This window comes from Cupriavidus sp. HE11, from assembly GCF_056097175.1.
The window spans coordinates 2,575,335-2,599,843 of sequence record NZ_CP184464.1 but is presented as its reverse complement, the minus strand read 5'-3'; the positions used below and the strand labels follow the sequence as shown (position 1 = coordinate 2,599,843).

The following is a 24,509-nucleotide window of genomic DNA, read 5'->3' as shown; positions in this document are numbered from 1 at the left end:
GCCAACGAATCTCAAGTCGCCCTGTCATGAAACTGACTACCGAGTCCGCGCGCACCTTCGCGCGCAACATCCTGATCGCACAGAAAGTACCTGCCGATATTGCAGACGATGTGGCCGAGCACCTGGTCGAAGCCGACCGCTGCGGCTACGTGAGCCACGGTATCTCGATCCTGCCGAACTACCGCCGCGCCATCGAAGGCCAGAGCGTCAATGCTGCGGGCCGCGCCGAATGCGTGATTGACCGCGACACGCTGATGGTCTTCGACGGCCACGGCGGCTTTGGTCAGCACGTAGGCAAGACCGTCATGCAGCGCGCTATCGACCGCGTGCGCCAGCACGGCCATTGCATCGTCACGCTGCGCCGTTCGCACCATCTGGGCCGCATGGGCCACTATGGCGAGATGGTGGCGGCGGCCGGCCTGGTGCTGCTCAGCTTCACCAACGTGATCAACCGCCCGCCCGTGGTGGCGCCGTTCGGCGGACGCGTGCCGCGCCTGACCACCAACCCGCTGTGCTTTGCCGGCCCGATGCCGAACGGCCGGCCGCCGCTGGTGGTCGACATCGCCACCAGTGCCATCGCCATCAACAAGGCGCGCGTGCTGGCCGAGAAAGGCGAACCGGCACCCGAGCACAGCATCATCGATGCCGACGGCAATCCCACCACCGATGCCTCGGTGATGTTCGGCGACCGGCCCGGGTCGCTGCTGCCATTCGGCCAGCACAAGGGTTACGCGCTGGGGGTGGTGGCCGAACTGCTGGCCGGCGTGCTCTCGGGCGGTGGCACGATCCAGCCCGACAATCCGCGCGGCGGGGTGGCGACCAACAACCTGTTCGCGGTGCTGCTCAACCCCGAGTTCGACCTCGGCCTGAACTGGGAGCGCGGCGAGGTGGAGGCGTTTGTCCAGTACCTGCACGACACACCGCCGGCGCCGGGCTACGACCAGGTGCAGTATCCGGGCGAGTACGAGGCGGCATGCCGGGCAGCCACCGGCGCTACGCTCGACATCAATCCCAACATCTGGCGCAACCTGGAGGCGCTGGCCCGGGACCTGAAGGTAGACGTGCCGGCCGGCTAGTCCTATTGTCCGCCGGACGTCCCGACCGCCAAGGGCAGTGGGGAGAAAAATCGACATGGTGCCTGGCAATGGCACAATACGCGCCATGCAACGTCTCTGGTCCGTCTTCGTCAAGTTCGTGCTGCTCGCCATGGTGGGCGGCACGCTGCTGATTGCCTTCGCCGTGTTGATGGCCAACCGGCAGTTGCCGTCGCTTGACGCGCTGATGGCCTTCCGTCAGACGCCGGGCTACGTCAGGCTGGGAGATTTCCCCCACACGCTGCCCGAGGCCGTGGTCGCCATCGAGGACGACCGCTTCTACCTGCACGATGGCGTCGACTACGTGGGCGTGATGCGCGCCGGCATTGCCAACCTGTCGGACGAACTGTCGCAGGGTGCGTCCACCATCACCATGCAGGTGGCGCGCAACTTCTTCCTGTCGCGCAAGAAGACCTACACGCGCAAGCTCTACGAGATCCTGCTGGCCTACCGCATCGAGAATGCGCTGGGCAAGGACGAGATCCTGGAGCTTTACCTGAACAAGATCTACCTGGGCCAAGGCGCCTATGGCTTCTCGGAAGCCGCCGACACCTACTTCGGCAAGCCCGTGGAGCAGCTGTCGCTGGCCGAGTGCGCGATGCTGGCCGGGCTGCCCAAGGCGCCTTCGGCCAACAACCCCGTGGCCAATCCGCGCCGGGCGCGTCAGCGGCAGGCCTATATCCTGCTGCGGATGATGGAACTGGGCCGCATCACGCGTGCCCAGTACGACGCTGCGCTGCTGGAGCCGCTGCGGCTGCGCTGACCGCCTTGTCAGCGGGCGCCCGACGGCGCCACCCTGCCCCCGCATGCTAGCCTGCCCCCAGCCAAACAAGCCTGGGTGGAGACTGCCATGGAAGGACTCTGGGGCGATATCTACGGCACGTTGCGCGCGGAATTTGCCGACGTGCCCGACATCAAGGAACTGACACGCATCCTGCTGCGCCTGACGCTGGCCGTGCTGCTGGGTGGGCTGATCGGCTACGAGCGCGAAGCGGCTGGCAAGCCGGCCGGCCTGCGCACGCACATGCTGGTAGCCATGGGGTCGGCGCTGTTCGTGCTGGTGCCGCTTCAGGCGGGCGTGCCGCTGCCGGACATGAGCCGGGTGCTGCAGGGCCTGATGTCCGGCATCGGCTTCCTGGGGGCCGGCGCCATCATCAAGCTGAACAGCGAGGAGGATGTGCGCGGCCTGACCACGGCGGCCAGCATCTGGACCGTGGCGGCCATCGGCGTCGCGTGCGGGCTGGGCCGCGAAGCAACGGCAGTGATCGCCACCCTGTTCGGGCTGACGATCCTGCAGTTGCTCTACCGGCTGAAGACGTAGCAGAAGGCGCGCAGGCGGCGAGCCCCTGGCTCAGGCCGCCTCCCGCAGCACCACTTCGAGCATTTCGGGGTGATGCGCCACCGCTTCCAGGACGATCGGGTGGATCCCTTCGCCGCCGGCCTCGACATGCGCCAGGAACGCCCGCTTCATGCGCGGCTCCCAGAACTTCTTGATATGCGAGGCGATATCGGCCAGCGCCTCTTCACGATCGGGCATGGCCTCGAAAAAGCCGCCGATCTGGTTAGCCATCTTGATCAGGTTCTCGATATGCATGCCGGACCCTTATCCAATATGTAGTCGTTGAGGATGGCTGTAGACCACCATGGTGCCGCCCCGCACAAAGCCGGCCAGCGTGATGCCCGCCGTGTCGGCCAGGCGCACGGCCATGGCCGTCGGCCCGGACACCGCCGCCAGCACGCCGGCGCCAATGGCCGCAGTCTTCTGCACCATCTCGTAGCTCGCGCGGCTGGTCACGATGACCGCGCCACGCGCAATGTCTTCCTGGCCGCCACGGGCCAGCGCGCCGGCCAGCTTGTCCAGCGCGTTGTGGCGGCCCACGTCCTCGCGCACCAGCGCGATTTCGCCATCGGCCCGCATCCACGCCGCGGCGTGCGTGGCGCCGGTATCGCGCAGCAGGGCCTGGCGCCTGTGCAGCACCGCGAACGCATGCTCGAACACGCGCGGATCGAACGCCGCCTGGCTGCACACAGGCTCCGGCATGCGCATGACCTCGTCAAGCGACTCGGTGCCGCAGAGGCCGCAACCGGTACGTCCGGCCATGGCCCGTCGCCGGCCCTTGAGTTCAACGAAGGCGCCGGTGGCAATTTCCACCTTGACCGTGATGCCCTGGGCACTTGCCTCCACGTCGACGCCGTAGATATCGCTGGCAGCATCGACGATGCCTTCGCTGAGGCTGAATCCCAGCGCAAAGTCTTCCAGATCGGCCGGCGTAGCCAGCATCACCGCGTGAGAGATGCCGTTGTACTCCAGCGCTACCGGCACTTCCTCGGCCAGATGGTCGACTTCGGCCGTCAGCACGCCGTGGCGCCAGCGGCTGACCGGGAACGTGCGCTGCGCCGGTACCTCGTCGGTACCGGCCGCGCTGTCCGGGGATGGCACGTCGCGTTTCATCGCCGGTCCCGGGTCAGCCCGCCTGCGCGGTCTCGCTGGCGGCGCGCAGGTGCCCAAGCTGCTCTTCGTTGAACGCCTGGTAGTTGCGCTGCCAGGTGGAAGGCTGCGCCACCGGCATTACCTGCACCGCCGTCACCTTGTACTCGGGGCAGTTCGTGGCCCAGTCGGAGTTGTCGGTGGTAATCACGTTGGCGCCCGACTCCGGGAAGTGGAAGGTCGTGTAGACCACGCCCGGCTGCATGCGCTGGCTGACGATGGCACGCAGCACGGTTTCACCCGCACGGCTCTGCACGCCCACCCAGTCGCCGTCCTTGATGCCGCGATCCTCTGCATCGTGCGGATGGATCTCCAGCCGGTCTTCGTCGTGCCAGTGCACGTTGGCCGTGCGCCGCGTCTGCGCGCCCACGTTGTACTGCGACAGGATGCGGCCCGTGGTCAGCAGCAACGGATACTTCTGCGTCACCTTCTCGTCGGTCGGCACGTACTTGGTGATGATGAACTTGCCCTTGCCGCGCACGAAGCCATCGACGTGCATGGTCGGCGTGCCCTGCGGCGCCCCGTCGTTGCACGGCCACTGCACGCTGCCCAGTTCATCGAGCTTCTCGTAGCTGACGCCCGAGAACGTCGGCGTCAGGCGTGCGATCTCGTCCATGATCTCGGACGGATGCTTGTACTCCATCGGGTAGCCCAGCGCCTTCGACAGCAGCAGGGTCACTTCCCAGTCCGAATAGCCCGCCTGCGCCGGCATCACCTTGCGTACGCGCGAGATACGGCGCTCGGCGTTGGTGAACGTGCCGTCCTTCTCCAGGAACGACGAACCCGGCAGGAACACATGCGCGTACTTGGCGGTCTCGTTCAGGAAGATGTCCTGCACGACGATGCACTCCATCGACGACAGCGCTTCGGCCACGTGCTGCGTGTTCGGGTCCGACTGGACGATGTCCTCGCCCTGGCAGTACAGGCCCTTGAACGAGCCCGTCAGAGCGGCGTCAAACATGTTCGGGATGCGCAGGCCCGGCTCGGGGTTGATGCCCACGCCCCACGCGGCCTCGAAGAGGCTGCGCACGGTGGAATCCGACACGTGGCGATAGCCCGGCAGCTCGTGCGGGAACGATCCCATGTCGCACGAACCCTGCACGTTGTTCTGCCCACGCAGCGGGTTCACGCCCACGCCTTCGCGGCCGACGTTGCCGGTAGCCATGGCCAGATTGGCGATGCCCATCACGGTCGTGGAGCCCTGCGCGTGTTCCGTCACGCCCAGGCCGTAGTAGATGGCCGCATTGCCGCCGGTGGCGTACAGCCGCGCGGCGCCGCGCAGCGTTTCGGCCGGCACGCCGGTGGCGACCTGGAGCGCCTCCGGCGAGTTCTCCGGCAGCGCCACGAAGTCGCGCCATTGCTGGAACGCACGGTCTTCGCAACGCTCGGCGATGAACTCGTCGGCGAGCAGGCCTTCGGTGACGATCACGTGGGCCATCGACGTGACCAGGGCCACGTTGGTGCCAGGGCGCAGTTGCAGGTGATAGTCGGCACGGATGTGCGGCGAGTCCACCAGGTCAATCTGGCGCGGATCCACGACGATCAGCTTGGCGCCGGCGCGCAGGCGGCGCTTCATGCGCGAGCCGAACACCGGATGGCCGTCGGTGGGGTTGGCGCCGATCACCATGATCACATCGGACTTGGCCACCGAGCGGAACGTCTGCGTGCCCGCCGATTCGCCCAGCGTGGTCTTCAGGCCATAGCCGGTCGGCGAATGGCAAACCCGCGCGCAGGTGTCGACGTTGTTGTTGCCGAATGCCGCACGCACCAGCTTCTGCACCAGGTAGCCTTCCTCGTTGGTGCAGCGCGACGACACGATGCCGCCGATCGAATCCGTGCCGTGCTCGGCCTGGATGCGCTTGAACTGCGACGCGGCGTAGCCGATGGCCTCTTCCCACGACACCTCGCGCCACGGATCGGTGATCTTCGCGCGGATCATCGGCTTCAGGATACGGTCCTTGTGCGTGGCGTAGCCCCAGGCGAAGCGGCCCTTCACGCAGGCGTGGCCCTCGTTGGCGGCGCCGTCCTTGTGCGGGACCATGCGCACCACCTCGTTGCCCTTCATCTCGGCCTTGAACGAGCAGCCCACGCCGCAGTACGCGCAAGTGGTCACCACGTTGTGCGACGGCTGGCCCAGCTGGATCACCGAGGTCTCGGTCAGCGTGGCGGTGGGGCAGGCCTGCACGCAGGCGCCGCACGACACGCAGTCCGATTCCATGAACGACTGGCTGGTGCCGGGCGACACGCGCGATTCAAAGCCGCGGCCGCTGATCGTCAGCGCGAACGTGCCCTGGGTTTCCTCGCAGGCGCGCACGCAGCGGTTGCAGACGATGCACTTGGACGGGTCGTACGTGAAGTACGGATTCGACTCGTCCTTCTTCATGTGCGTGTGCGTGGCGATCGGTGCGGCACCGCCGGCGCCGTCCGCGTAGCGCACTTCGCGCAGGCCCACCACGCCGGCCATGTCCTGCAGTTCGCAGTTACCGTTGGTCGGGCAGGTCAGGCAGTCAAGCGGGTGATCGGAGATGTAGAGCTCCATCACGCCGCGGCGCAGTTCGCCGAGCTTGCCGCTCTGCGTGCGCACCTTCATGCCCGGTTCCACGGGGGTGGTACAGGACGCCGGATAGCCGCGCCGGCCTTCGATCTCCACCAGGCACAGGCGGCAGGAGCCGAACGGCTCCAGCGAATCCGTGGCGCAGAGCTTGGGCACGCCAATGCCGGCTTCGGCAGAGGCGCGCATGACAGAGGTGCCAGCCGGCACGGTCACCGATACCCCATCAATTTCCAGCGTGACCATCGTGTCCGAATCAATGGCCGGGGTACCGTAGTCGAAATCGTCGTGAGCGTTCAAGGGACGTCTCCTGCACTGCTTGTGAGGATGCGCGCCCCTGAGAGGCGCGTCATTATGAAAGTTGGCCGCGTTCAGGCAGCCTTGGCCGGCTTGGCCGACAACCCGAAGTCCTCGGGGAATTCGTTGAGCGCGGACAGCACCGGGTACGGCGTCATGCCGCCCATCGCGCACAGCGAACCCGCGAGCATCGTGTCGCAGAGGTCGCGCACCAGCGCCACATGCTTCACGGGCTGGTCGCCGGCGATGATGCGGTCGATGACCTCCACGCCGCGCGTCGAGCCGATCCGGCATGGCGTGCACTTGCCGCACGACTCGATGGCGCAGAACTCCATCGCGTAGCGGGCCATCTTCGCCATGTCCACCGTCTCGTCGAACACGACGATGCCGCCGTGGCCCACCACCGCGCCAAACGCGGCATAGGCCTCGTAGTCAAGCGGCGTATCGAAGCGCGACTCGGGCAGGTAGGCGCCGAGCGGCCCACCCACCTGCACTGCGCGGATGGTGCGGCCGCTGCGCGTGCCGCCGCCGAAATCGAACATCAGCTCGCGCAGCGTCACGCCGAACGCCTTTTCCACCAGGCCGCCCTGCCTGATATTGCCGGCCAGCTGGAACGGCAGCGTGCCGCGCGAGCGGCCCATGCCGAAGTCCTGGTAGAACTTGGCGCCCCGCGCCAGGATCACCGGCACCGTTGCCAGCGAGATCACGTTGTTGATGACGGTAGGCTGGCCGAACAGGCCCTTCAGCGCCGGCAGCGGCGGCTTGGCGCGCACCACGCCGCGCTTGCCTTCCAGGCTTTCCAGCAGCGCGGTTTCCTCGCCGCACACGTAGGCGCCCGCGCCCTTGCGCACTTCCAGCGTGAAGCGCTTGCCGCTGCCCCGGATGTTGTCGCCCAGCCAGCCTGCCTGCGTGGCGATGGCGATGGCGGCCTCGGTGGCGGCAATCGCATGCGGGTATTCGGAGCGCGTGTAGATGTAGCCGGACTCCGCGCCCACGGCCAGGCCGGCAATCGTCATGCCCTCGATCAGCATGAACGGGTCGTCTTCCATGACCATGCGGTCCGAGAACGTGCCCGAGTCGCCTTCGTCGGCGTTGCAGACGATGTACTTGACCGGCGATTGCGCGGCCAGCACCGTCTTCCACTTGATACCGGTGGGGAACGCAGCGCCGCCCCGGCCACGCAGGCCGGAGTCGAGCACTTCCTGCACGATCTGCTCCGGCGCCATCGCCAGCGCACGCGTCAGGCCGGCAAAGCCTTCGTGGGCGATGTAGTCCTCGAGCGACAGCGGATCGGTGATGCCCACGCGGGCAAACGTCAGGCGCTCCTGCTGCTTCAGGAACGGGATCTCGTCGGTCAGGCCGTGCGCCAGCGCATGCTCGCTGCCCTTCAGGAAGCCGGCGTCGAACAAGGCGGCGACGTCGTCTTCGGTCACCGGGCCATAGGCCACGCGGCCCGCATCGGTCTGAACCTCGACCAGCGGCTCCAGCCAGAACATGCCGCGCGAGCCGTTGCGCACGATGCGCACATCGGCGCCGCGCCGTGCGGCTTCGGCGGCGATGGCCTGCGCCACCTCGTCGGCACCGAGCGCCAGCGCGGTGGAGTCGCGCGGAACGAAGATGGTGGTGGTCATGCGCGGGCCTCCTCGTCTTCACGTACGGCATCGACGAGCTTGTCGAAGCGCCGGGCATCGACGCGTCCGTGGACGCGGTCGCCAATCATCATCGACGGGCCGGTGGCACACTGCCCCAGGCAGTAGACCGGCTCCAGCGTGTACTGGCCATCGGCCGTGGTCTCGTGGAAATCGCAGCCGAGCTTGCGGCATGCGTGTTCGGCCAGCGCGTCGGCACCCACCGACTGGCAGGCTTCGGCCCGGCACACCTGCACGACATGGCGCCCGGCCGGCTGCTGCCGGAAATGGTGGTAAAACGTGATTACGCCATGCACTTCCGCACGCGACAGGTTCAGGGCCTTGGCGATGACCGGCACGGCATCGGCCGGGATATAGCCCTGGGTGTCCTGGATCTCGTGCAGGATCGGCAGCAACGCGCCAGGCATGTCACGTCTGGCCGCGACGATGCGCGCGATATCGGCTGAATCCGCCCGGCCATTGCCGGTTGGCGCCGTGGGGATGGCGGTGTCTGGCATGCTGTCTCCATTCTGTTCTGTCGGTCCCGAAATCGGCTTTTTTATTCATATTCGGGAACATCACAACGGGCTTTTCGGCCTCTTTGTGCGACTATAGGACCGTGTTTTGCACCGATCAATATGCTATTTTCCGCATATGCTACGCATTTCGATCCTTCCGCACCTTCAGATCCGCGACGACACCACCCCGGGACCCGCGCCAGCACTGGATGTATCGCGCCTGGTGGCCCTGCTGGGGCTGATCGAATCCACCGGAAACATCGCCCAGTCGGCCGAGGCCATGGCGTTGTCATATCGCTACGCCTGGGGCATCCTGCGCGACGCCGAGACACTTTTCGGGGGCGCGCTCATCGCCAAGACGCGTGGCCGGGGGTCCACACTGACGCCGCTGGCGCAACAGCTGGTGTGGGCTAGCAAGCGCATTGCCGCGCGGCTGTCGCCCACGCTCGACAGCCTGGCTTCCGAACTGGAGATCGAACTCAAGAAGCTGATGGCGGCCAGCGATCCGGCCGTTCGCATCCACGCCAGTCACGGCTTTGCCGTGGCCGCGCTGCGCGACTTCCTGGACGAGCAGAAGGTGCGCCACGACCTCAAGTACTGCGGCAGCCTGGAGGCCGCTGCGGCGCTGTCCGAAGGCGCTTGTGACGTGGCCGGCTTCCACGTGCCCATTGGCGAGTTCGAGGAAGAAACGCTGCGCGGCTTCTCGCGCTGGCTGCACCCCGAAAAGCATTGCCTGATCCACCTGGCAACGCGCCAGCAGGGGCTGTTCGTCCGGCCAGGCAACCCACTGAACATCCACTCGCTGGAAGACCTGACCCGCACCGACGTGCGCTTCGTCAATCGCCAGCTGGGCTCCGGCACGCGCCTGCTGCTGGACCTGATGCTGGCGCGGCGCGGCATCGACAGCAACCTCATCGAAGGCTTCAGCAACGGCGAATTCACGCACGCGGCCGTGGCCGCCTATATCGGCAGCGGCATGGCAGACGTGGGTTTCGGCGTCGAAACGGCAGCCCGGCGCTTCAACCTGGAATTCGTGCCCGTGCTCAAGGAACGCTACTTCTTCGCGCTGGAATCGGAAGCCCTGCACAGCCCTGCGCTGCAAGGCGCGGTATCCGCGATGAAGAGCGGCAGCTTCCGCGAACGCGTCAACGCACTGCCCGGCTACGACGGCGAACAGACCGGCACGGTGCAGACGTTCGCCGAGGCGTTTCCGGGGGTGGTTTTGTAGGCGGTCGCGTTTCGACGCGGGCAGACACCAGCAAAAAAAGGGCCCCGCATGCGGGGCCCTTCTGCATGGAGCGGATCAGCCCCAGATCAATACACCACCACCGACAGCGCCACGCCGGGCGGTACGCGCACCTTGTCGCTGTACACGCCGTCGCTGGCGCCGCGCGGTGCGATGTAGCTGCCGTAGGCCTGCAGCATCGACGGCGCGGTGGCCGGCAGCTTGCGCAGCGTGGTATACGTGGCGCCGGACGGATCGATTGCCGGCAGCGTGTACGTGCCATCGGTCCACTGCGGGTAGCCAAATCCGTTCGGCGTGCGGGCCAAAGGCATGTTGCTGTTCGTGGTGGCACGCCAGTTCACCAGGGCCTTGTCGAAAGTCAGGCCCGTGCCGGCGCCCTCGATCGCGGCGCTGAGCACGGCCTTGGAACCCACCGTCTGGCGGGTCAGCAGGTCGCGCAAGAAGCCGACGCCGAGCTGGCGGTTCAGGAAGCCGCCGAAGCTGCCGGACACCGCGTAGCTCTCGCACGACACGCCGAAGCCCGTGAACGCGGTCAGGTTGCAGTTGTAGTCGCTGTAGCGGTAGTAGTCCGGCAGGCGGACATCGCGGATCGGGTTGTAGTTCGAGACGATGGCGCCGCTCAGGAAGTCTTCCATCTGCATCGCGGTCATTTCCTCGAGCCACGTGTCGTAGGCGTATTCGGCCCCCATGCGCACCTGGCGGCGATAGAAGTTCTGCATGTGCGTGCCTTCGTGCGCCATCGTGGTCTTTACCGACCGCAGTCCGTCAGCGCCGCCCAACGACAGGGTTTCGCTGTCCAGGTACAGCGAAATCGATTCGTTGCTGTTCGCTTCCTTGGACTTCAGGAAGTTGTGCAGGCCCCAGAAATAGCCCACGGTGCCGTAGGGCTTGCCGTCGCGATTGAAGTTGAGGACGACGATATCCACCGGCACCCCAGCCGGCAGCATCGATGTGCCGAACGAATTGGCGCCCCAGACCGGGCCGCCCACGTTGAGCAGCCGATCGTAGACCATGCCACTGCCGGCAAAGGCCGTGATCAGCTCGGTAACTGTCGCATCCGGCACATTCGTGGCTTCGGCGGTCTCCACCCAGACGTTGACCACGGTGCCGTCGCTGGCGGTCATCTGCTTGCGCAGCGTGGCCGGACGCTGGGTGCCGTCCGTGTGATACCAGTTGCGGGTGGCGGTTTCGGCCAGGCCCGCCGTGCCGATCGACACGGCCAGCGGCGCGGGCACGCCCAGCGTGCTGAGCATCGGGTCGCCCGATGTGCGCGTGGCATCGACCCAGCCCTTGCGGTTGTATTCGCCGATGGCGCGCTGCGTGGTTTCGTCGGTGGAGGCCTGGCTCAACGCCTGCGGCGCGATCATTTCCGCCGCGATCTGCGACGACAGCCCGCTCGGCATCGCCACAGCGGCATCGCCCTGATTGGACAGCTGCAGCCAGATCGACTTGCCGGCCACGCCCGAGATCGCGTACTGCACGTCGACCGCCGCGGCGTTGGGGTTCTGGTAGCCCCAGATCCCGGCATCGGTGCCCGCGTAGCTGCTGCCGGTAGAGGCGCCACAGGCGCTGCACGACTGCGTCAGGCCATCGATCTGAAGGGGCTGCGTGGCGGTGGTCGTCGTGGCGGCCTGCGCCGATGCGGCGCTGTCGCCGCCATCACCGCCCCCGCCGCCGCAGGCGGCCAGGGACAAGGCGGTCAAGGGCGCGGCCAAGGCCGCAAGACCGGTCAGACCGGTGGGAAAACGATGCCGCGTGCCGGCACGCGAGGTCATGCGACGCATGGGTGACTCCGAAGATAAGCGGTCTCCGGGGCCGGGCGCGCAACGCGCCCGATCGGAGTGGTCACCCAATAACGACGCGGAAAGCACCAGATTTAGCGCCGTTACATCGCTTTTTGGCGATGGTTCGCGCCAACGGCTGTTTCAATCTGTGGTGATACGCACGCAAGCCAGCCGCGTGCGCCGGCGCCTTTCCTTAGTAGATTTCCGGAATGACCATGTTGTCCGGCACGGGCTGGCGGACATAGTCGGCATGCCGTTCGCGCTCCGGCAGCACGATGGACGTCTGCTGCGGCTCGACATACGGCATCTGTTGGAGCAGGTGGTGGATGCAGTTCAGCCGGGCGCGCTTCTTGTCCACGGCCTGCACCACCCACCAGGGCGCCTCGGTGATATGCGTGCGCTCCAGCATGATCTCCTTGGCGCGCGTGTAGTCTTCCCAGCGGCGGCGCGACTCCAGGTCCATCGGGCTCAGCTTCCACTGCTTGAGCGGGTCGTGAATACGGCTCAGGAAGCGCATGTGCTGCTCTTCGTCGGTGATCGAGAACCAGTACTTGATCACCTGGATGCCCGAGCGCACCAGCATCCGCTCGAACTCCGGCACGGAGCGGAAGAATTCCTCGTACTGCTCGTCGGTGCAGAACCCCATCACATGTTCCACGCCGGCGCGGTTGTACCAGCTGCGGTCGAACAGCACCATTTCGCCGGCGGCAGGCAGATGCGACACATAGCGCTGGAAATACCACTGGGTGCGCTCGCGGTCGTTCGGCGCGGGCAGCGCGGCCACGCGGCAGACGCGCGGATTCAGCCGTTGCGTGATGCGCTTGATGACACCGCCCTTGCCGGCCGCGTCGCGCCCCTCGAACAGGATCACCACCTTGTGGCCCGTCGCCACCACCCAGCTCTGCAGCTTCACCAGTTCGCCCTGCAGGCGGAACAGTTCGCGGAAATACAGATGACGCTCGGCGCGCTCGGCTTCGTCGCCGTTCAGGTTGCTGTTGTCGCCGGGGCCGCCCGCTTCGCCGGCCAGCACCCGCTGCACCAGCAGCGGATCGCGGTCTTCCAGCTCCAGTTCGAGCTCTTCGTCGTAGTAGTCCGCCACCTCGCGGTGAATGCGCCGGATCAGGGCTTCGTCGTTGTAGTCCATGGCTTTCCTCCATTGCGCCGCCGACCGGCGTGCGCCTTGGTGCACTATCGTACGCCCGCCTTATGACAATTCCATGAATTGTCATAGAGGCATCATGCATCACATCATGCCGTTTTCCTGCTTGCGGAATGCCCAGCGCCCGGCCAGCACCGTGAAGCTGGCTACCAGCACCACCAGCACCCAGAAACCGTGCGGATGCTCGGCCAGCGGTATCCCGCCCACGTTCATGCCGAAGAAGCCGGCCACGATATTGATCGGCAGCGCCAGCACCGTGACCAGCGTCAGGGTGAACAGCGTGCGGTTGGTCTGTTCGTTGAGCTTGGCGGCAATCTCTTCCTGCAGCAGCTTGATGCGTTCCACCAGCGCGGCCAGGTCGTTGAGCACCAGCGAGAATTCTTCGGTCGATTCGCGCAATTCCTGCAAATCGGTTTCCAGCAGCCATGCGGGCGGCCGGTTCAGCAGCCGGAACAGCGCGCCTGGCTCGGGGGCCAGCAGGCGCTGCAGGCGCACCAGGCCCCGCCGCATGGCGCCCAGGTCGGCCCGGTTCGACTGCAGCCGCTGCGACAGCAGCTGATCCTCGATCTGGTCCACGCTGACACCGGTTTCGCGCACGATCTGTACCAGCACGTCGGCCTGGTCCTGCAGCAGGTGAACCACCAGGTTCAGCGGCGACCGGAACATCTCGCCGCGCCGCACCGCGGCCCGCAGGCGATCCACCGACCGCAGCGGGCGGGCACGCGCGGTCACCACCAGCCGGTGGTCGGCATGCGCCCACAGCGTGGAAATATCGGTCGAGGCGACGCCGAAGTTGTAGATCACGTCGTTGACCACGGCCAGCAGCGCGGCGTCCTGGCGCTCGATGCGTGTCGAATGGGAACCCTGCCGCAGCGCCTCGAAGAAATCGTCGGGCAAGCCCAGCTGACCGCGCATCCAGCGCTCGCAGGCGCTGTGCGACAGATTGAAGTGCAGCCAGACAAACGGGCGCTCGGTCTGCCCCACCGCGTCGTCCGGCCCCGCTGCCGGATGCTCGCGAAGCCAGCTGGCGGCGGCGCCGGAATCGATCTCGCGCCCCGGCCGCCCCGGTTCGAACAGGAAACCGCTGACCAGACCGACCGGGTCGGAACCATAGCCGGCTTCGACAATGCCCGATTGCATGCAAACTCCATTCACGTTGCCTCGCGTGACGTTATCACGCCGCCATGAAGATCGGTGCGGCGGCCGCACCGGTTGTACCCGCCCGCAACACCTGTCCCATTCTGGAACACCTCGCCCCACCCGGCACTGGCCGGCATGGCCCGCCATCCCGCATGGCTGCGTCGCGCCGGGCCCCGGCACGGCGCTTGCAGTCTGTCCCCGCGTGCCGATGGCACGACCAACGAATCCAACAAGCATCCGATCGACAAGTGGAGCGAGACATGAACATGGCTGAAATTGCCCAGCTGGGCGTGCCCTACCCGTTCAAGGAGCAGTACGACAACTACATCGGCGGTGCCTGGGTGCCGCCGGCCGACGGTCAGTACTTCGAGGCCGTCACGCCGCTCACCGGCAAGCCGTTCACGCGCGTGCCGCGTTCGAACGAAAAGGACGTGGAAGCAGCACTCGACGCCGCCCACCGCGCCCGCGCGGCGTGGGGCCGCACGTCAACCGCCGAGCGCGCCAACCTGCTGAACCGCATCGCCGACCGCATCGAGGCCAACCTTACGCTGCTGGCCGTGGCCGAGACCATCGACAACGGCAAGCCCGTGCGCGAGACCTCTGCTGCCGACCTGCCGCTGGCCGTCGACCACTTCCGCTACTTCGCGGGCTGCATCCGCGCCCAGGAAGGCACCATCTCGGAAATCGACCACGACACCATTGCCTATCACTTCCACGAGCCGCTCGGCGTGGTGGGCCAGATCATTCCGTGGAACTTCCCGCTGCTGATGGCCGTATGGAAGCTGGCCCCGGCGCTGGCCGCCGGCAACTGCGTGGTGCTCAAGCCGGCCGAACAGACCCCGGCTTCGATCCTGGTGCTGATGGAACTGCTGCACGACCTGCTGCCCCCGGGCGTGATCAACGTCGTCAACGGCTTTGGCGTGGAGGCGGGCAAGCCGCTGGCGTCAAGCCCGCGCATCGCCAAGGTGGCCTTTACTGGCGAAACCACTACGGGCCGGTTGATCATGCAGTACGCGTCGCAGAACCTGATCCCGGTGACGCTGGAACTGGGCGGCAAGTCGCCGAACATCTTCTTCGAGGATGTGATGGCTGCCGACGACGCCTATTTCGACAAGGCGCTCGAAGGCTTTGCGATGTTTGCGCTGAACCAGGGTGAAGTCTGCACCTGCCCGTCGCGCGTGCTGATCCAGGAATCGATCTACAAGGCGTTCATGGAGCGCGCGGTCAAGCGCGTGGAAGCGATCCGCCAGGGGCACCCGCTGGACAAGTCGACGATGATCGGCGCACAGGCGTCCGAGGAACAGTTGCAGAAGATCCTGTCGTATATCGACATCGGCAAGCAGGAAGGCGCCCGCGTGCTGACCGGCGGCGAACGCAACGCGCTGGGCGGCGACCTGGCGGGCGGCTACTACGTCAAGCCTACGATCTTCGAGGGCCACAACAAGATGCGCATCTTCCAGGAGGAAATCTTCGGCCCGGTGGTCTCGGTCACCACCTTCAAGGACGAGGAAGAGGCGCTGGCAATTGCCAACGATACGCTCTACGGGCTGGGTGCCGGGGTGTGGACGCGCGACGGCGCGCGCACGTTCCGCATGGGCCGGGGCATCGAGGCGGGCCGCGTGTGGATCAACTGCTACCACGCCTATCCGGCCCATGCCGCGTTCGGCGGCTACAAGCAGTCTGGCGTGGGCCGCGAGAACCATCGCATGATGCTGGACCACTACCAGCAGACCAAGAACCTGCTGGTCAGCTACAACCCGAATCCGCTCGGATTCTTCTGACGCAGCCGCCCTGGCAGCAGCGCGCTAGGACTGGCGCTGCCGCCGGTAGATCGTATTGCGCGACACGCCAAGCTCGCGCGCCGCGGCACTGACGTTACCGCCGTGGCGCGCCAGCGCTTCGCGAATGCGTGCGGCTTCCCAGTCGCGCATGCAGCCGGCAGGGGCATCTGCTTCCCCCATGCCTTGCATGGTTGGCACGGCCTGCACAGGTGCCGGCGCGGCAAATTCGTCCGGCAGGTGCTCGACATCGATCCGCGCCTCGCCTTCGGCCATCAACGCGGCGGTACGCAACACGCTGGCCAGCTCGCGCAGGTTACCGGGCCATGCGTGCCGGCGCAGTATCGCCATGGCCTGCGCCGAGATCGCCTGCGGCCCGTGTTCGCATTCGTCTTCCAGAATGCGCGACACCAGCGCGTCGAAATCGCTGCGCCCGGCCAGCGGTGGCAAGGTCACCGCCAGCCCATGGATGCGGTAATAGAGATCCTCGCGGAACGTGCCATCGGCCATCTGCGCGCGCAGGTCGCGGTGCGTGGCGCAGACGATGCGGATGTCGACCGGCGTGCTGTGCGAGCCCCCCAGCGCGGTAACCGCGCGTTCCTGCAGCACGCGCACCAGCCTGACCTGCTGCGCCAGCGGCATGTCGCCAATCTCGTCGAGGAACAGCGTGCCACCGTGCGCCTGCGCAATCCTGCCGGCGTGGCCACGCCGCCGGGCGCCCGTGAACGCGCCCTCTTCATAGCCGAACAGCTCGGCTTCGATCAGGGTCTCCGGAATGGCCGCACAGTTGACGGCCACGAACGGACCGCTGGCCCGTGGCGAGTCGGCATGCACGGCGCGCGCCAGCCATTCCTTGCCGGAGCCGGTACGCCCCAGGATCAGCAACGGGATATCGCGCCCACGCAGGCGCGCCACGCGCTGCAGTACGGCGGCCATGCGGGCATCGCCGGTGTCCAGGCGGGCCAGCGCGGCCGACGGCTGCACCACCGGCTGCGGCACATTCACCGGGGCTGCCACTTCCGCGCGATGCGACAACCGCGCGTAGATCCGCACGCCACTGGGCAGCGCCAGGTCGCGCAGCAGCGTATCGGCAGTGCCGGACGGCGGCATCGGCAGTGCGAACAGTTCCGTGAAGGTGGCGCCGGCCAGCACATCGGCGCTCATGCCAAGCTGGAACCACCCGCTGCGATTGGCCGCCAGGAACGTGCCATCGGCGCCAAACGCGGCCATGCCCTCGAACAGCGTGCCGACCAGTTCGGGGCGGCCGTGGAAACGCACCACGAGCGCGTCGGGAAACTGGGCCGCGAACAGCTGGTTCTCGATGGTCTGCGCGGACATGCGCACCAGCGCCATCGTGTGCGGATGAAAGCCGCGCGGATCGCCGCTGACATCGAGCGCGCCCAGCCAGTCGCCCATCGGGCTGGCAATCGGGGTGCAGGAACAGGTGAGCTGGCGGTTGGCGTGCAGGAAGTGCTCGTCGCCATGGATGATCGCGGAGCGCCCTTCCGCCAGGGCGGTGCCGATGGCATTGGTGCCCTTGCTGGCCTCGGACCACGACACGCCGGGCGCCAGCGCCACGTCGCGCGCCCGCGCGGCAAAGCCGCTGCCATCACCGTCGCCCACGCTGTGCAGGATCACCCCGGCGCTGTCGCTGAGCAGCACCAGGCTATCGGTGCCCGCCACCTGCCGGTACAGGCCTTCCATCACGGGCAGCGCCAGGCGGTACAACGCGCGATTGCCGTCGACGCGTTCGCCCAGCGCGCGGCGGCTCAGCGGGTGATAGTCGGGAACTTGCGCGGCATCGAGCCCGAATCCGGCAGAGCGTCCGTGCGCGCGGCGCAGCAGTTCGCTGCGGTCGGCCACGTCATCGTGTCCGGCGGCAAGCACATCGGCCTGAAGGGCATCCTGGAATGTCAGGGCATTGCGCATCGGCGGGTCTCCTGGCTGGCGCTCTCGCCACCGTCAACACCCGGGGCGGAGCATCTCTGCCGGCGACCTTATCACAGCCCGCCGCGCGTGGCCGCCAACTTCTTGTAGAACGCGGCCCGGCTGATGCCGATGCGCGCGGCAGCCTCTGCGACGCGTCCGCCACATGCATCCAGCGCCTGCGCCAGAAACGCGGCCTCGAACTGGGCCATGGCAGCCGCATAGGTCTGCGCGGGCGCCTCCGGCACCGGCAGGGGCGCGGCGGCCGCAGGCCGGGGCTCGGCGGCGGGAGCAGATGGCTCGCCCGGAGACGTCACCGGCTCGACCACCGGCGCAGGGCTGGCGCGACGCGCGCCGAGCAGAGGCGCCAGCGTGGCCGCGTCCACCGAATCCTCGTCGCACAGCATGACCACGCGCTCCAGCACATTGCGCAGTTCGCGCACATTGCCTGGCCAGTCATAGTCGCCCAGCAGTTGCAGCGCATCGTCGCGCAGGCCCATCGGGTGGCGTTCGGCCTTGATGCTCAGTTCTTCGACGATGGCGTAGACCAGCGGCAGCAGGTCGGCCCGGCGTTCGCGCAGCGGCGGCAGGTCGATCGACAGCACATTGAGCCGGTAATAGAGATCGGCGCGGAAGCGGCCTTGAGCCACCAGCGCAGGCAGGTCGGCAGAGGTGGCCGCAATGATCCGCACATCGCTGCGCACGATGCGGTTCGACCCCAGCGGTTCGAATTCGCGATCCTGCAGCGCGCGCAGCAGCTTGCTTTGCAGCGCCAGCGGCATATCGCCGATTTCGTCCAGGAACAGCGTGCCGCCATCGGCCAGTTCGAACTTGCCGACCCGCCCCTTGCGATCCACGCCCGTATAGGCACCCGGCGCGGCACCGAAGAACTCCACTTCCAGCAGCGTATCGGGGATGGCCGCCACGTTGACGGTAACCAGCGGCCTTTCGGCACGTGCCGACCCCGCATGGATGCCGTGCGCCAGCAGTTCCTTGCCGGTGCCGGTTTCGCCCAGCAGCAGCACCGGCGACTCCACCAGCGCGGCGCGCCGGGCCTGGCGCTTGACCTCCTGGGCCGCCGGGCTGGCGCCGACGAAACTGGCAAACGTGTACTTGGCCCGGCGCGCGTGGTCCAGCGAACGGCGCGCCGCCGCCAATTCGGCCTGGGCCCGCGAGTAATGGGCAAAGATCGGCGTCAGCGCCTTGAGTTCATCGAACAGCGCGAACCCCACCCCGCCGATGGTGCGGCCGTTGTCGTCCTTGATCGGCAGGCGCGTGACGATCATCGGCTCGCGGTCGGTTTCCAGCAGGTCCAGCAGGATTGGCTTGCCTGTGGTGACCACCTCGCGCATCAGGCTGTTCGGGATCACCTGCTCGCAATCGAGCCCGATCGCGTCCTGCGGGTTGGTGAACCCGAAGCGTGCCGCGTAGCGCTTGTTGATCCAGACCACGCGCGCGTGCTCGTCCACCACGAAGGTGCCTTCGCTGAAGTTTTCAAAAGTGCGGAACAGCGACTCCATGCCGCGTCGCGCCACATAGTCGTAGTCGAACAGCAGGGCGCCACCTGGGTCGGCGATCTTGTGCATGGCTGCGGGTCCGGGGATGTTGTCTCGATTTGTAGACGCGAAGTGTCTCATAACGAAGACTTCAACGCCGCGCACATCGCTTGTCTTGTCTCAATGAGGAGACAATGCCCCGCAGGCTACACTATTTGCGCCTTATTCTTAACTTTTGAATGTGGCACGGAGCCTGCTAATGAAGCGGTCCCTTGTCATCTGCGCGAGGGACCATCGCATTACACGGCACCGGGGCAACCTGCCACGGCTCGACCGCATTCAAGAACAAGCAATGGAGACCCCATGTCTTTTGTCATAGTGCTCGCCGCACTGGCCTTCCTCATGTTCGCCGCCTATCGCGGCTACAGCGTGATCCTGTTCGCGCCGCTGGCCGCGCTGGGCGCGGTACTGCTGACCGACCCGTCGGCGGTGGCACCGGTGTTTTCCGGCATCTTCATGGAGAAGATGGTCGGCTTTGTAAAGCTTTACTTCCCGGTGTTCATGCTCGGCGCCGTGTTCGGCAAGGTCATCGAACTGTCGGGCTTCTCCGAGTCCATCGTGGCCGCGGCCATCCGCTACATCGGCCGCTCGCGCGCCAATGCCGTGATCGTGGCGGTCTGCGCGTTGCTGACGTACGGCGGCGTGTCGCTGTTCGTGGTGGTGTTCGCGGTCTACCCGTTTGCCGCCGAACTCTACCGCCAGAGCAATATCCCCAAGCGCCTGATGCCGGGCGCCATCGCACTGGGCGCGTTCTCGTTCACGATGGACTCGCTGCCGGGCACGCCGCAGATCCAGAACATCATCCCCACCACGTTCTTCAAGACCACGTCGTGGGCGGCTCCGGCGCTGGGCGTGGCGGGCTCGCTGTTCATCATCATCGTGGGCCTGTCGTACCTGGAATGGCGCCGCCGCGCGGCCCAGGCGCGTGGCGAGGGCTATGGCACGAACCTGCTGAACGAACCGCAGCGCGTGGAAGGCGGCAAGCTGCCGCCGCCGCTGCTGGCAATCCTGCCGCTGGTGGTGGTGGGCGTGTCCAACTTCTGGCTGACGCGCATGATTCCGCTCTGGTACGGCCAGGCCAACAGCGTGTCGCTGCCGGGCCTGCCCAAGCCGGTGGAAACCAAGATTGCCAGCGTGACGGCCATCTGGGCCGTGGAAGGCGCGCTGCTGCTGGGCATCGTCATCGTGCTGGTCACCGCGTTCGGCGCCGTGAAGTCGCGCTTTGCCGAAGGCACCAAGAGCGCCGTGTCGGGTGCGCTGCTGGCGTCGATGAACACCGCTTCGGAATATGGCTTTGGCGGCGTGATCGCGGCGCTGCCGGGCTTCCTGGTGGTGAGCGATGCGCTGCGCAGCATTCCGAATCCGCTGGTCAACGCCGCCGTGTCCGTCAGCACGCTGGCCGGCATTACCGGCTCCGCATCGGGCGGCATGAGCATCGCGCTGGCCGCCATGTCCGACGTGTTCATCCAGGGCGCGCAGGCCGCACAGATTCCGCTGGAAGTGCTGCACCGGGTGGTCTCGATGGCCAGTGGCGGCATGGACACGCTGCCGCACAACGGCGCCGTGATCACGTTGCTGGCCGTGACCGGCCTGACGCACCGCGAGTCGTATCGCGACATCTTCGCCATCACGATGATCAAGACGCTGGCCGTGTTCTTCGTGATCTTCGTGTTCTACACCACCGGTCTGGTCTGACCGCACCCAGGGACGCATCATGGTCAATCTGCATGGCAAGACTGCCCTGGTCACCGGATCCACGAGCGGGATCGGCCTGGGTATCGCCCAGGCGCTGGCACAGGCCGGCGCCAACATCGTGCTCAACGGCTTTGGCGACGTCGAGGCCGCCCTGGCAAGCATCCGCACCCTGGGTGCCGAGGTGATCCACCACGGCGCCGACATGCGGCGCCCCGACGAGATCGAAGCGATGTTCGCGCTGGTGGCGGAGCGCTTCGGCGGCGTCGATGTGCTGGTCAACAATGCCGGCATCCAGCATGTCTCGCCCGTGGAAGATTTCCCGGTGCAGAAATGGGACGACATCCTGGCAATCAACCTGACGTCGGCCTTTCATACGTCGCGCCTGGCGCTGCCGGGCATGCGCGCCGCCAACTGGGGCCGCATCGTCAATATCGCCTCGGTGCACGGGCTGGTCGGCTCGGCCGGCAAGTCGGCCTATGTGGCCGCCAAGCACGGGCTGGTGGGGCTGACCAAGGTGACCGCGCTGGAAACGGCCGCCACCGGCATCACCTGCAACGCGATCTGCCCCGGCTTCGTGCTGACGCCGCTGGTGGCCGCCCAGATCGACGCCATCGCCCAGCGCGAAGCCATCACCCCCGACGCCGCGCAGGCCCGCCTGCTGTCGGACAAGCAGCCTTCCGGCCAATTTGTCACACCCGAGCAACTGGGCAACCTGGTGCTGATGCTGTGCTCGCCGTTCGGCGACCAGGTGCGCGGCGCGGCCTGGGCGATGGATGGGGGCTGGACCGCGCAGTAGCCCGCAGTAGCCTCCCGGCGGCGCCACCGCTCCGCTACTCGCCAGATCGCTGGCCCCGGCAATCACCGGGGCCATTTTTTTCGCATATTCGGCGGCCAGCTTGTATGCTTTTGGCGTCAGTCTCACTGTCGGCCCCAGCCCGCGCAGGCTGCGGCAAACGCTTTCCGGCCCGAATGCAACCCCGCACCCTCATGGCACGCCAAAAGATAGACCTGCGAACCCTGATTTTGGGCCTGACCCTGACGGCATGCGTGGTCACGCTGGCAAATTGCCTCTATGCCGCGTACCGGATCGAGCGAGAGACGCTGATCGAGCGATCGCTGGAGGCCAACCGGGCCTACAGCGCCCGCGTGGCATCCTCGATCGACGGGTTCCTGCGCCAGGCACAGTTCCGGCTCAAGCTTGCCGGCGAACGGCTTGCCGAACGCTTCGACGATCCCGCGGCCCGCCGCGACGCGATCGAACGCCTGGCGTCGCTGAGCGGGGATTTCGACGCCGTCGCCATCGTCAATGCCGATGGCCGCATCGCCGACGTCCTGCCCGAGGCACTGCAACTCGAAGGCCGCACGGTGGAGGCACCGGAACAGATCAGCGCCGTACAGGAGCACAAGCCGATAGTCAGCAATGCGTATCGGTCGATGGCCGGCAACCTCGTGATCTTTGTCTCGATGCCGATCTTCGACCACCACGGCACCTACCTGGGATTGATCGGCGGGTCGATTCACCTGCAGAAGGACGGCAGGCTCCATGAACTGATGAGCAACCATTTCTTCGTCTCCGATTCCGAAGTCTACGTGGTCGATGGCCGGCACCAGTTGCTGTTCCATCCGCTGAATGCGCGGATCGGCACCGTCACCGCGACCAATCCGGCCATGGATCATGCGCTGGTCGCCAGGGACGGCAGCATCGCGATGGTGGACGCCGATGGCCGCGCCATGCTGGCGGGCTTTGCGAACATCCCCACGGCGCACTGGGCCATCGTGAGCCAGCAGCCAGTGGTCTCCGTACTGGCCCCGCTCGACGCGCTGATGAAGCGGATTGTTGTCGCGATCGCGCCGGTCGCCGTGATCGGCTTCGTGCTGCTCTGGGTCCTGGCGCGATACATCGCCAGGCCACTGCGGCAACTGGCCGACAGCACCACGTCCACCGGCCTGATCGAAAGCACCGGCTCCGTGGCGCAGGTCAATGCCTGGTACTTCGAGGCCAGCCACCTGAAGCAGGCGCTGCTGCGCGGCATCGACCTTGCCAGGACCCAGGTGAGCGGGCTTGAAATCGCCTCGCAGACCGACCCCCTCACCGGCCTGCTCAACCGACGTGCGCTGGAAGCCAGCATGGCCGCCATGGAGACCGGCGGCCGCCAGGTGGCCGTGATCGCACTCGACATCGACCACTTCAAGCGGGTCAACGACACCTACGGCCACGATGTTGGCGACGTGGTGCTGCAGCGGCTGGCGGACATGATGCGCCACGCATCGCGCAGCACCGACCTGGCGTTCCGCGTCGGTGGCGAGGAATTCCTGATGCTGCTGCCCGACATGGATAGCCGCACGGCAGGCGGCACCGCGGAGCGCCTGCGGCGCCTTGTCGAACAAACGGCCATCGAGCCGGTGGGCCACATCACGATATCGCTCGGCGTCACCACCTGGCCGCACGATGCCGCTACGCTGACTGAAGCGCTGAAGGACGCCGACACACTCATGTACCAGGCCAAGCAGGCCGGGCGCAACCGTTCGGTCGTCGTGGGGCAGCCGACGGCCTAGCGCTGCGTCTTCAGTGGGCAACCATCGGTTGCGCCGACGCTCCCAGGCCAGGGCGCGTGGTCAGGACCGTCGGCGGCGCTGACAGCGACGCCGCCACAAAGGCCGTCTCGGGGTCCAGCTGCAGATCGAGATCAATCGCCATCTTCACCAGATCCGCAAACGTGCGCGCGGCCATCTTGCGCATGGCGCGGCTGCGGTGGATCTTGATCGTGACCTCGCTGATGCCGATCTTGCCGGCGATCTGCTTGTTCATCAGGCCCGACACGGCCAGGGCCATCACCTCGCGTTCCCGGCCGCTCAGCGTCGCAAAGCGTGCACGCAGGTCGTCGCCGCATTGCAGCGCGTGACGGTTGCACCGATCGACGGCAATCGCCTCGGTCACGGCATCAAGAAAGTCCTGGTCACGGAATGGCTTGGGCAGGAAATCGAGCGCACCGGCTTTCATGGCGCGCACCGTCATCTCGATATCGCCGTGACCGGTGATGAACACTACCGGCAGGCAGAGGCCGCGCCGGATCATCTCGCGCTGGACTTCCAGGCCATTGGCGCCACGCAGCCGCACGTCCATCACCACGCAGCCGGGCGCCGGCTCGACAGGTGTCGCCAGAAACGCATCGGCGGACAGGAACGAACGCGCCTGCAAGCCCACCGAACCCAGCAGGTCGGCCAGCGCGTCGTTCATGTCCACATCATCATCGACGATGTAGACCACGGGTTCGACGGCCTCCCGGCCGTGGCTGGGCTTCGATGTCATGGCGTTCACGATGGACTCCGGTAACTCTGCAGGAATGGCCTGGCGGCACCGCGCGCCGGGCCGGTGCGACGGTATGGCCGGAAGTCTAGACAGACTGGCAAGGCGCAACAAGACGCCAACGGTGGAAGCCCCGTTTCCGCGCACGCACCAATCTACAGTCCATGAAGGCAACAAAAAAGCCGACGCCTCCGGAGGTGGAAGGCATCGGCAAACGGGACCGAACAACGATCGATACGCGCTACATGTCGCTGATCTGGGGATCGCCGGCGGCCAGTGCCTGGGCACGCAGATGCGGTGGACAGATCCACCCGGTGTGGATCTGGACCCTTGCGTTGCGTC

19 protein-coding genes are annotated in these 24,509 nt (G+C 66.6%); 8 read left to right on the top strand and 11 right to left on the bottom strand.

Going from position 1 to position 24,509, the window contains the following annotated elements:
• Positions 1-26 precede the first annotated feature (26 nt).
• The 3 genes from ACOABP_RS12050 to ACOABP_RS12040 all read left to right on the top strand — a co-directional run bounded on the left by ACOABP_RS12050 (position 27) and on the right by ACOABP_RS12040 (position 2,415).
• On the top strand, positions 27-1,076 hold the full coding sequence (locus ACOABP_RS12050) for an Ldh family oxidoreductase (RefSeq protein WP_474225228.1): 1,050 nt from the start codon (positions 27-29) through the stop codon (positions 1,074-1,076).
• Positions 1,077-1,161: 85 nt separating this feature from the next.
• Positions 1,162-1,857 (top strand): transglycosylase domain-containing protein, encoded by a 696-nt coding sequence (locus ACOABP_RS12045; protein WP_474225226.1) that lies wholly within the window; start codon positions 1,162-1,164, stop codon positions 1,855-1,857.
• A gap of 87 nt (positions 1,858-1,944) precedes the next feature.
• Positions 1,945-2,415 carry an MgtC/SapB family protein gene (locus ACOABP_RS12040; RefSeq protein ID WP_474225224.1) on the top strand — a complete coding sequence of 157 codons (471 nt, stop codon included), beginning with the start codon at positions 1,945-1,947 and terminating at the stop codon, positions 2,413-2,415.
• A gap of 30 nt (positions 2,416-2,445) precedes the next feature.
• On the opposite strand, the gene ACOABP_RS12035 is transcribed toward ACOABP_RS12040, so the two are convergent.
• The 5 genes from ACOABP_RS12035 to ACOABP_RS12015 all read right to left on the bottom strand — a co-directional run bounded on the left by ACOABP_RS12035 (position 2,446) and on the right by ACOABP_RS12015 (position 8,576).
• A complete protein-coding gene (locus ACOABP_RS12035; RefSeq protein ID WP_474225222.1) occupies positions 2,446-2,688 on the bottom strand; it encodes a formate dehydrogenase subunit delta in 243 nt (80 codons plus the stop codon).
• A gap of 9 nt (positions 2,689-2,697) precedes the next feature.
• A complete protein-coding gene (gene fdhD / locus ACOABP_RS12030; protein ID WP_474225220.1) occupies positions 2,698-3,546 on the bottom strand; it encodes a formate dehydrogenase accessory sulfurtransferase FdhD in 849 nt (282 codons plus the stop codon).
• Between the two features lie 13 nt (positions 3,547-3,559).
• Positions 3,560-6,379 (bottom strand): formate dehydrogenase subunit alpha, encoded by a 2,820-nt coding sequence (gene fdhF / locus ACOABP_RS12025; protein ID WP_474227824.1) that lies wholly within the window; start codon positions 6,377-6,379, stop codon positions 3,560-3,562.
• A gap of 125 nt (positions 6,380-6,504) precedes the next feature.
• Entirely contained in the window at positions 6,505-8,061 is a 1,557-nt protein-coding gene (locus tag ACOABP_RS12020; protein WP_474225218.1) for a formate dehydrogenase beta subunit, read from the bottom strand.
• Positions 8,058-8,576 carry a formate dehydrogenase subunit gamma gene (locus ACOABP_RS12015; RefSeq protein ID WP_066739361.1) on the bottom strand — a complete coding sequence of 173 codons (519 nt, stop codon included), beginning with the start codon at positions 8,574-8,576 and terminating at the stop codon, positions 8,058-8,060. Before ACOABP_RS12015 ends, ACOABP_RS12020 begins: the two co-directional genes overlap by 4 nt.
• Positions 8,577-8,712: 136 nt before the next feature.
• Here ACOABP_RS12015 and ACOABP_RS12010 point away from each other — a divergent pair, with 136 nt between their 5' ends.
• The gene (locus ACOABP_RS12010) at positions 8,713-9,804 is read left to right on the top strand and encodes a substrate-binding domain-containing protein (RefSeq protein ID WP_474225216.1); all 1,092 of its coding nucleotides are present in this window, start codon (positions 8,713-8,715) and stop codon (positions 9,802-9,804) included.
• Positions 9,805-9,890: 86 nt separating this feature from the next.
• Here ACOABP_RS12010 and ACOABP_RS12005 read toward each other — a convergent pair whose 3' ends face one another.
• From ACOABP_RS12005 to ACOABP_RS11995, 3 genes are all read right to left on the bottom strand, one after another.
• On the bottom strand, positions 9,891-11,606 hold the full coding sequence (locus tag ACOABP_RS12005) for a M30 family zinc metallopeptidase (protein ID WP_474225214.1): 1,716 nt from the start codon (positions 11,604-11,606) through the stop codon (positions 9,891-9,893).
• Between the two features lie 193 nt (positions 11,607-11,799).
• Positions 11,800-12,750, bottom strand: a complete 951-nt coding sequence (ppk2, locus tag ACOABP_RS12000; RefSeq protein WP_066739364.1) for a polyphosphate kinase 2 — start codon at positions 12,748-12,750, stop codon at positions 11,800-11,802.
• A 99-nt stretch (positions 12,751-12,849) separates the two neighbouring features.
• The gene (locus tag ACOABP_RS11995; protein WP_474225213.1) at positions 12,850-13,905 is read right to left on the bottom strand and encodes a transporter; all 1,056 of its coding nucleotides are present in this window, start codon (positions 13,903-13,905) and stop codon (positions 12,850-12,852) included.
• Between the two features lie 260 nt (positions 13,906-14,165).
• Here ACOABP_RS11995 and adh point away from each other — a divergent pair, with 260 nt between their 5' ends.
• Positions 14,166-15,686, top strand: a complete 1,521-nt coding sequence (gene adh / locus ACOABP_RS11990; RefSeq protein ID WP_474225212.1) for an aldehyde dehydrogenase — start codon at positions 14,166-14,168, stop codon at positions 15,684-15,686.
• A 24-nt stretch (positions 15,687-15,710) separates the two neighbouring features.
• Here the strand turns inward: adh and ACOABP_RS11985 are convergent, their stop codons facing one another.
• Positions 15,711-17,612: a sigma-54-dependent Fis family transcriptional regulator gene (locus ACOABP_RS11985; protein WP_474225211.1), complete on the bottom strand. Its 1,902-nt coding sequence runs from the start codon at positions 17,610-17,612 to the stop codon at positions 15,711-15,713.
• A gap of 71 nt (positions 17,613-17,683) precedes the next feature.
• Positions 17,684-19,195, bottom strand: a complete 1,512-nt coding sequence (locus tag ACOABP_RS11980; protein WP_474225209.1) for a sigma-54 interaction domain-containing protein — start codon at positions 19,193-19,195, stop codon at positions 17,684-17,686.
• 273 nt (positions 19,196-19,468) lie between these two features.
• Between ACOABP_RS11980 and ACOABP_RS11975 the strand changes: the two genes are divergently transcribed.
• From ACOABP_RS11975 to ACOABP_RS11965, 3 genes are all read left to right on the top strand, one after another.
• Positions 19,469-20,860, top strand: coding sequence for a GntP family permease (locus tag ACOABP_RS11975; RefSeq protein ID WP_474225207.1), 1,392 nt, complete (start codon positions 19,469-19,471; stop codon positions 20,858-20,860).
• A 19-nt stretch (positions 20,861-20,879) separates the two neighbouring features.
• Positions 20,880-21,656, top strand: coding sequence for a 3-hydroxybutyrate dehydrogenase (locus ACOABP_RS11970; RefSeq protein ID WP_474225206.1), 777 nt, complete (start codon positions 20,880-20,882; stop codon positions 21,654-21,656).
• 191 nt (positions 21,657-21,847) lie between these two features.
• Entirely contained in the window at positions 21,848-23,416 is a 1,569-nt protein-coding gene (locus ACOABP_RS11965) for a sensor domain-containing diguanylate cyclase (protein ID WP_474225205.1), read from the top strand.
• 10 nt (positions 23,417-23,426) lie between these two features.
• Here ACOABP_RS11965 and ACOABP_RS11960 read toward each other — a convergent pair whose 3' ends face one another.
• Positions 23,427-24,170, bottom strand: coding sequence for a response regulator transcription factor (locus ACOABP_RS11960; protein WP_474227823.1), 744 nt, complete (start codon positions 24,168-24,170; stop codon positions 23,427-23,429).
• Between the last annotated feature and the right edge of the window lie 339 nt (positions 24,171-24,509).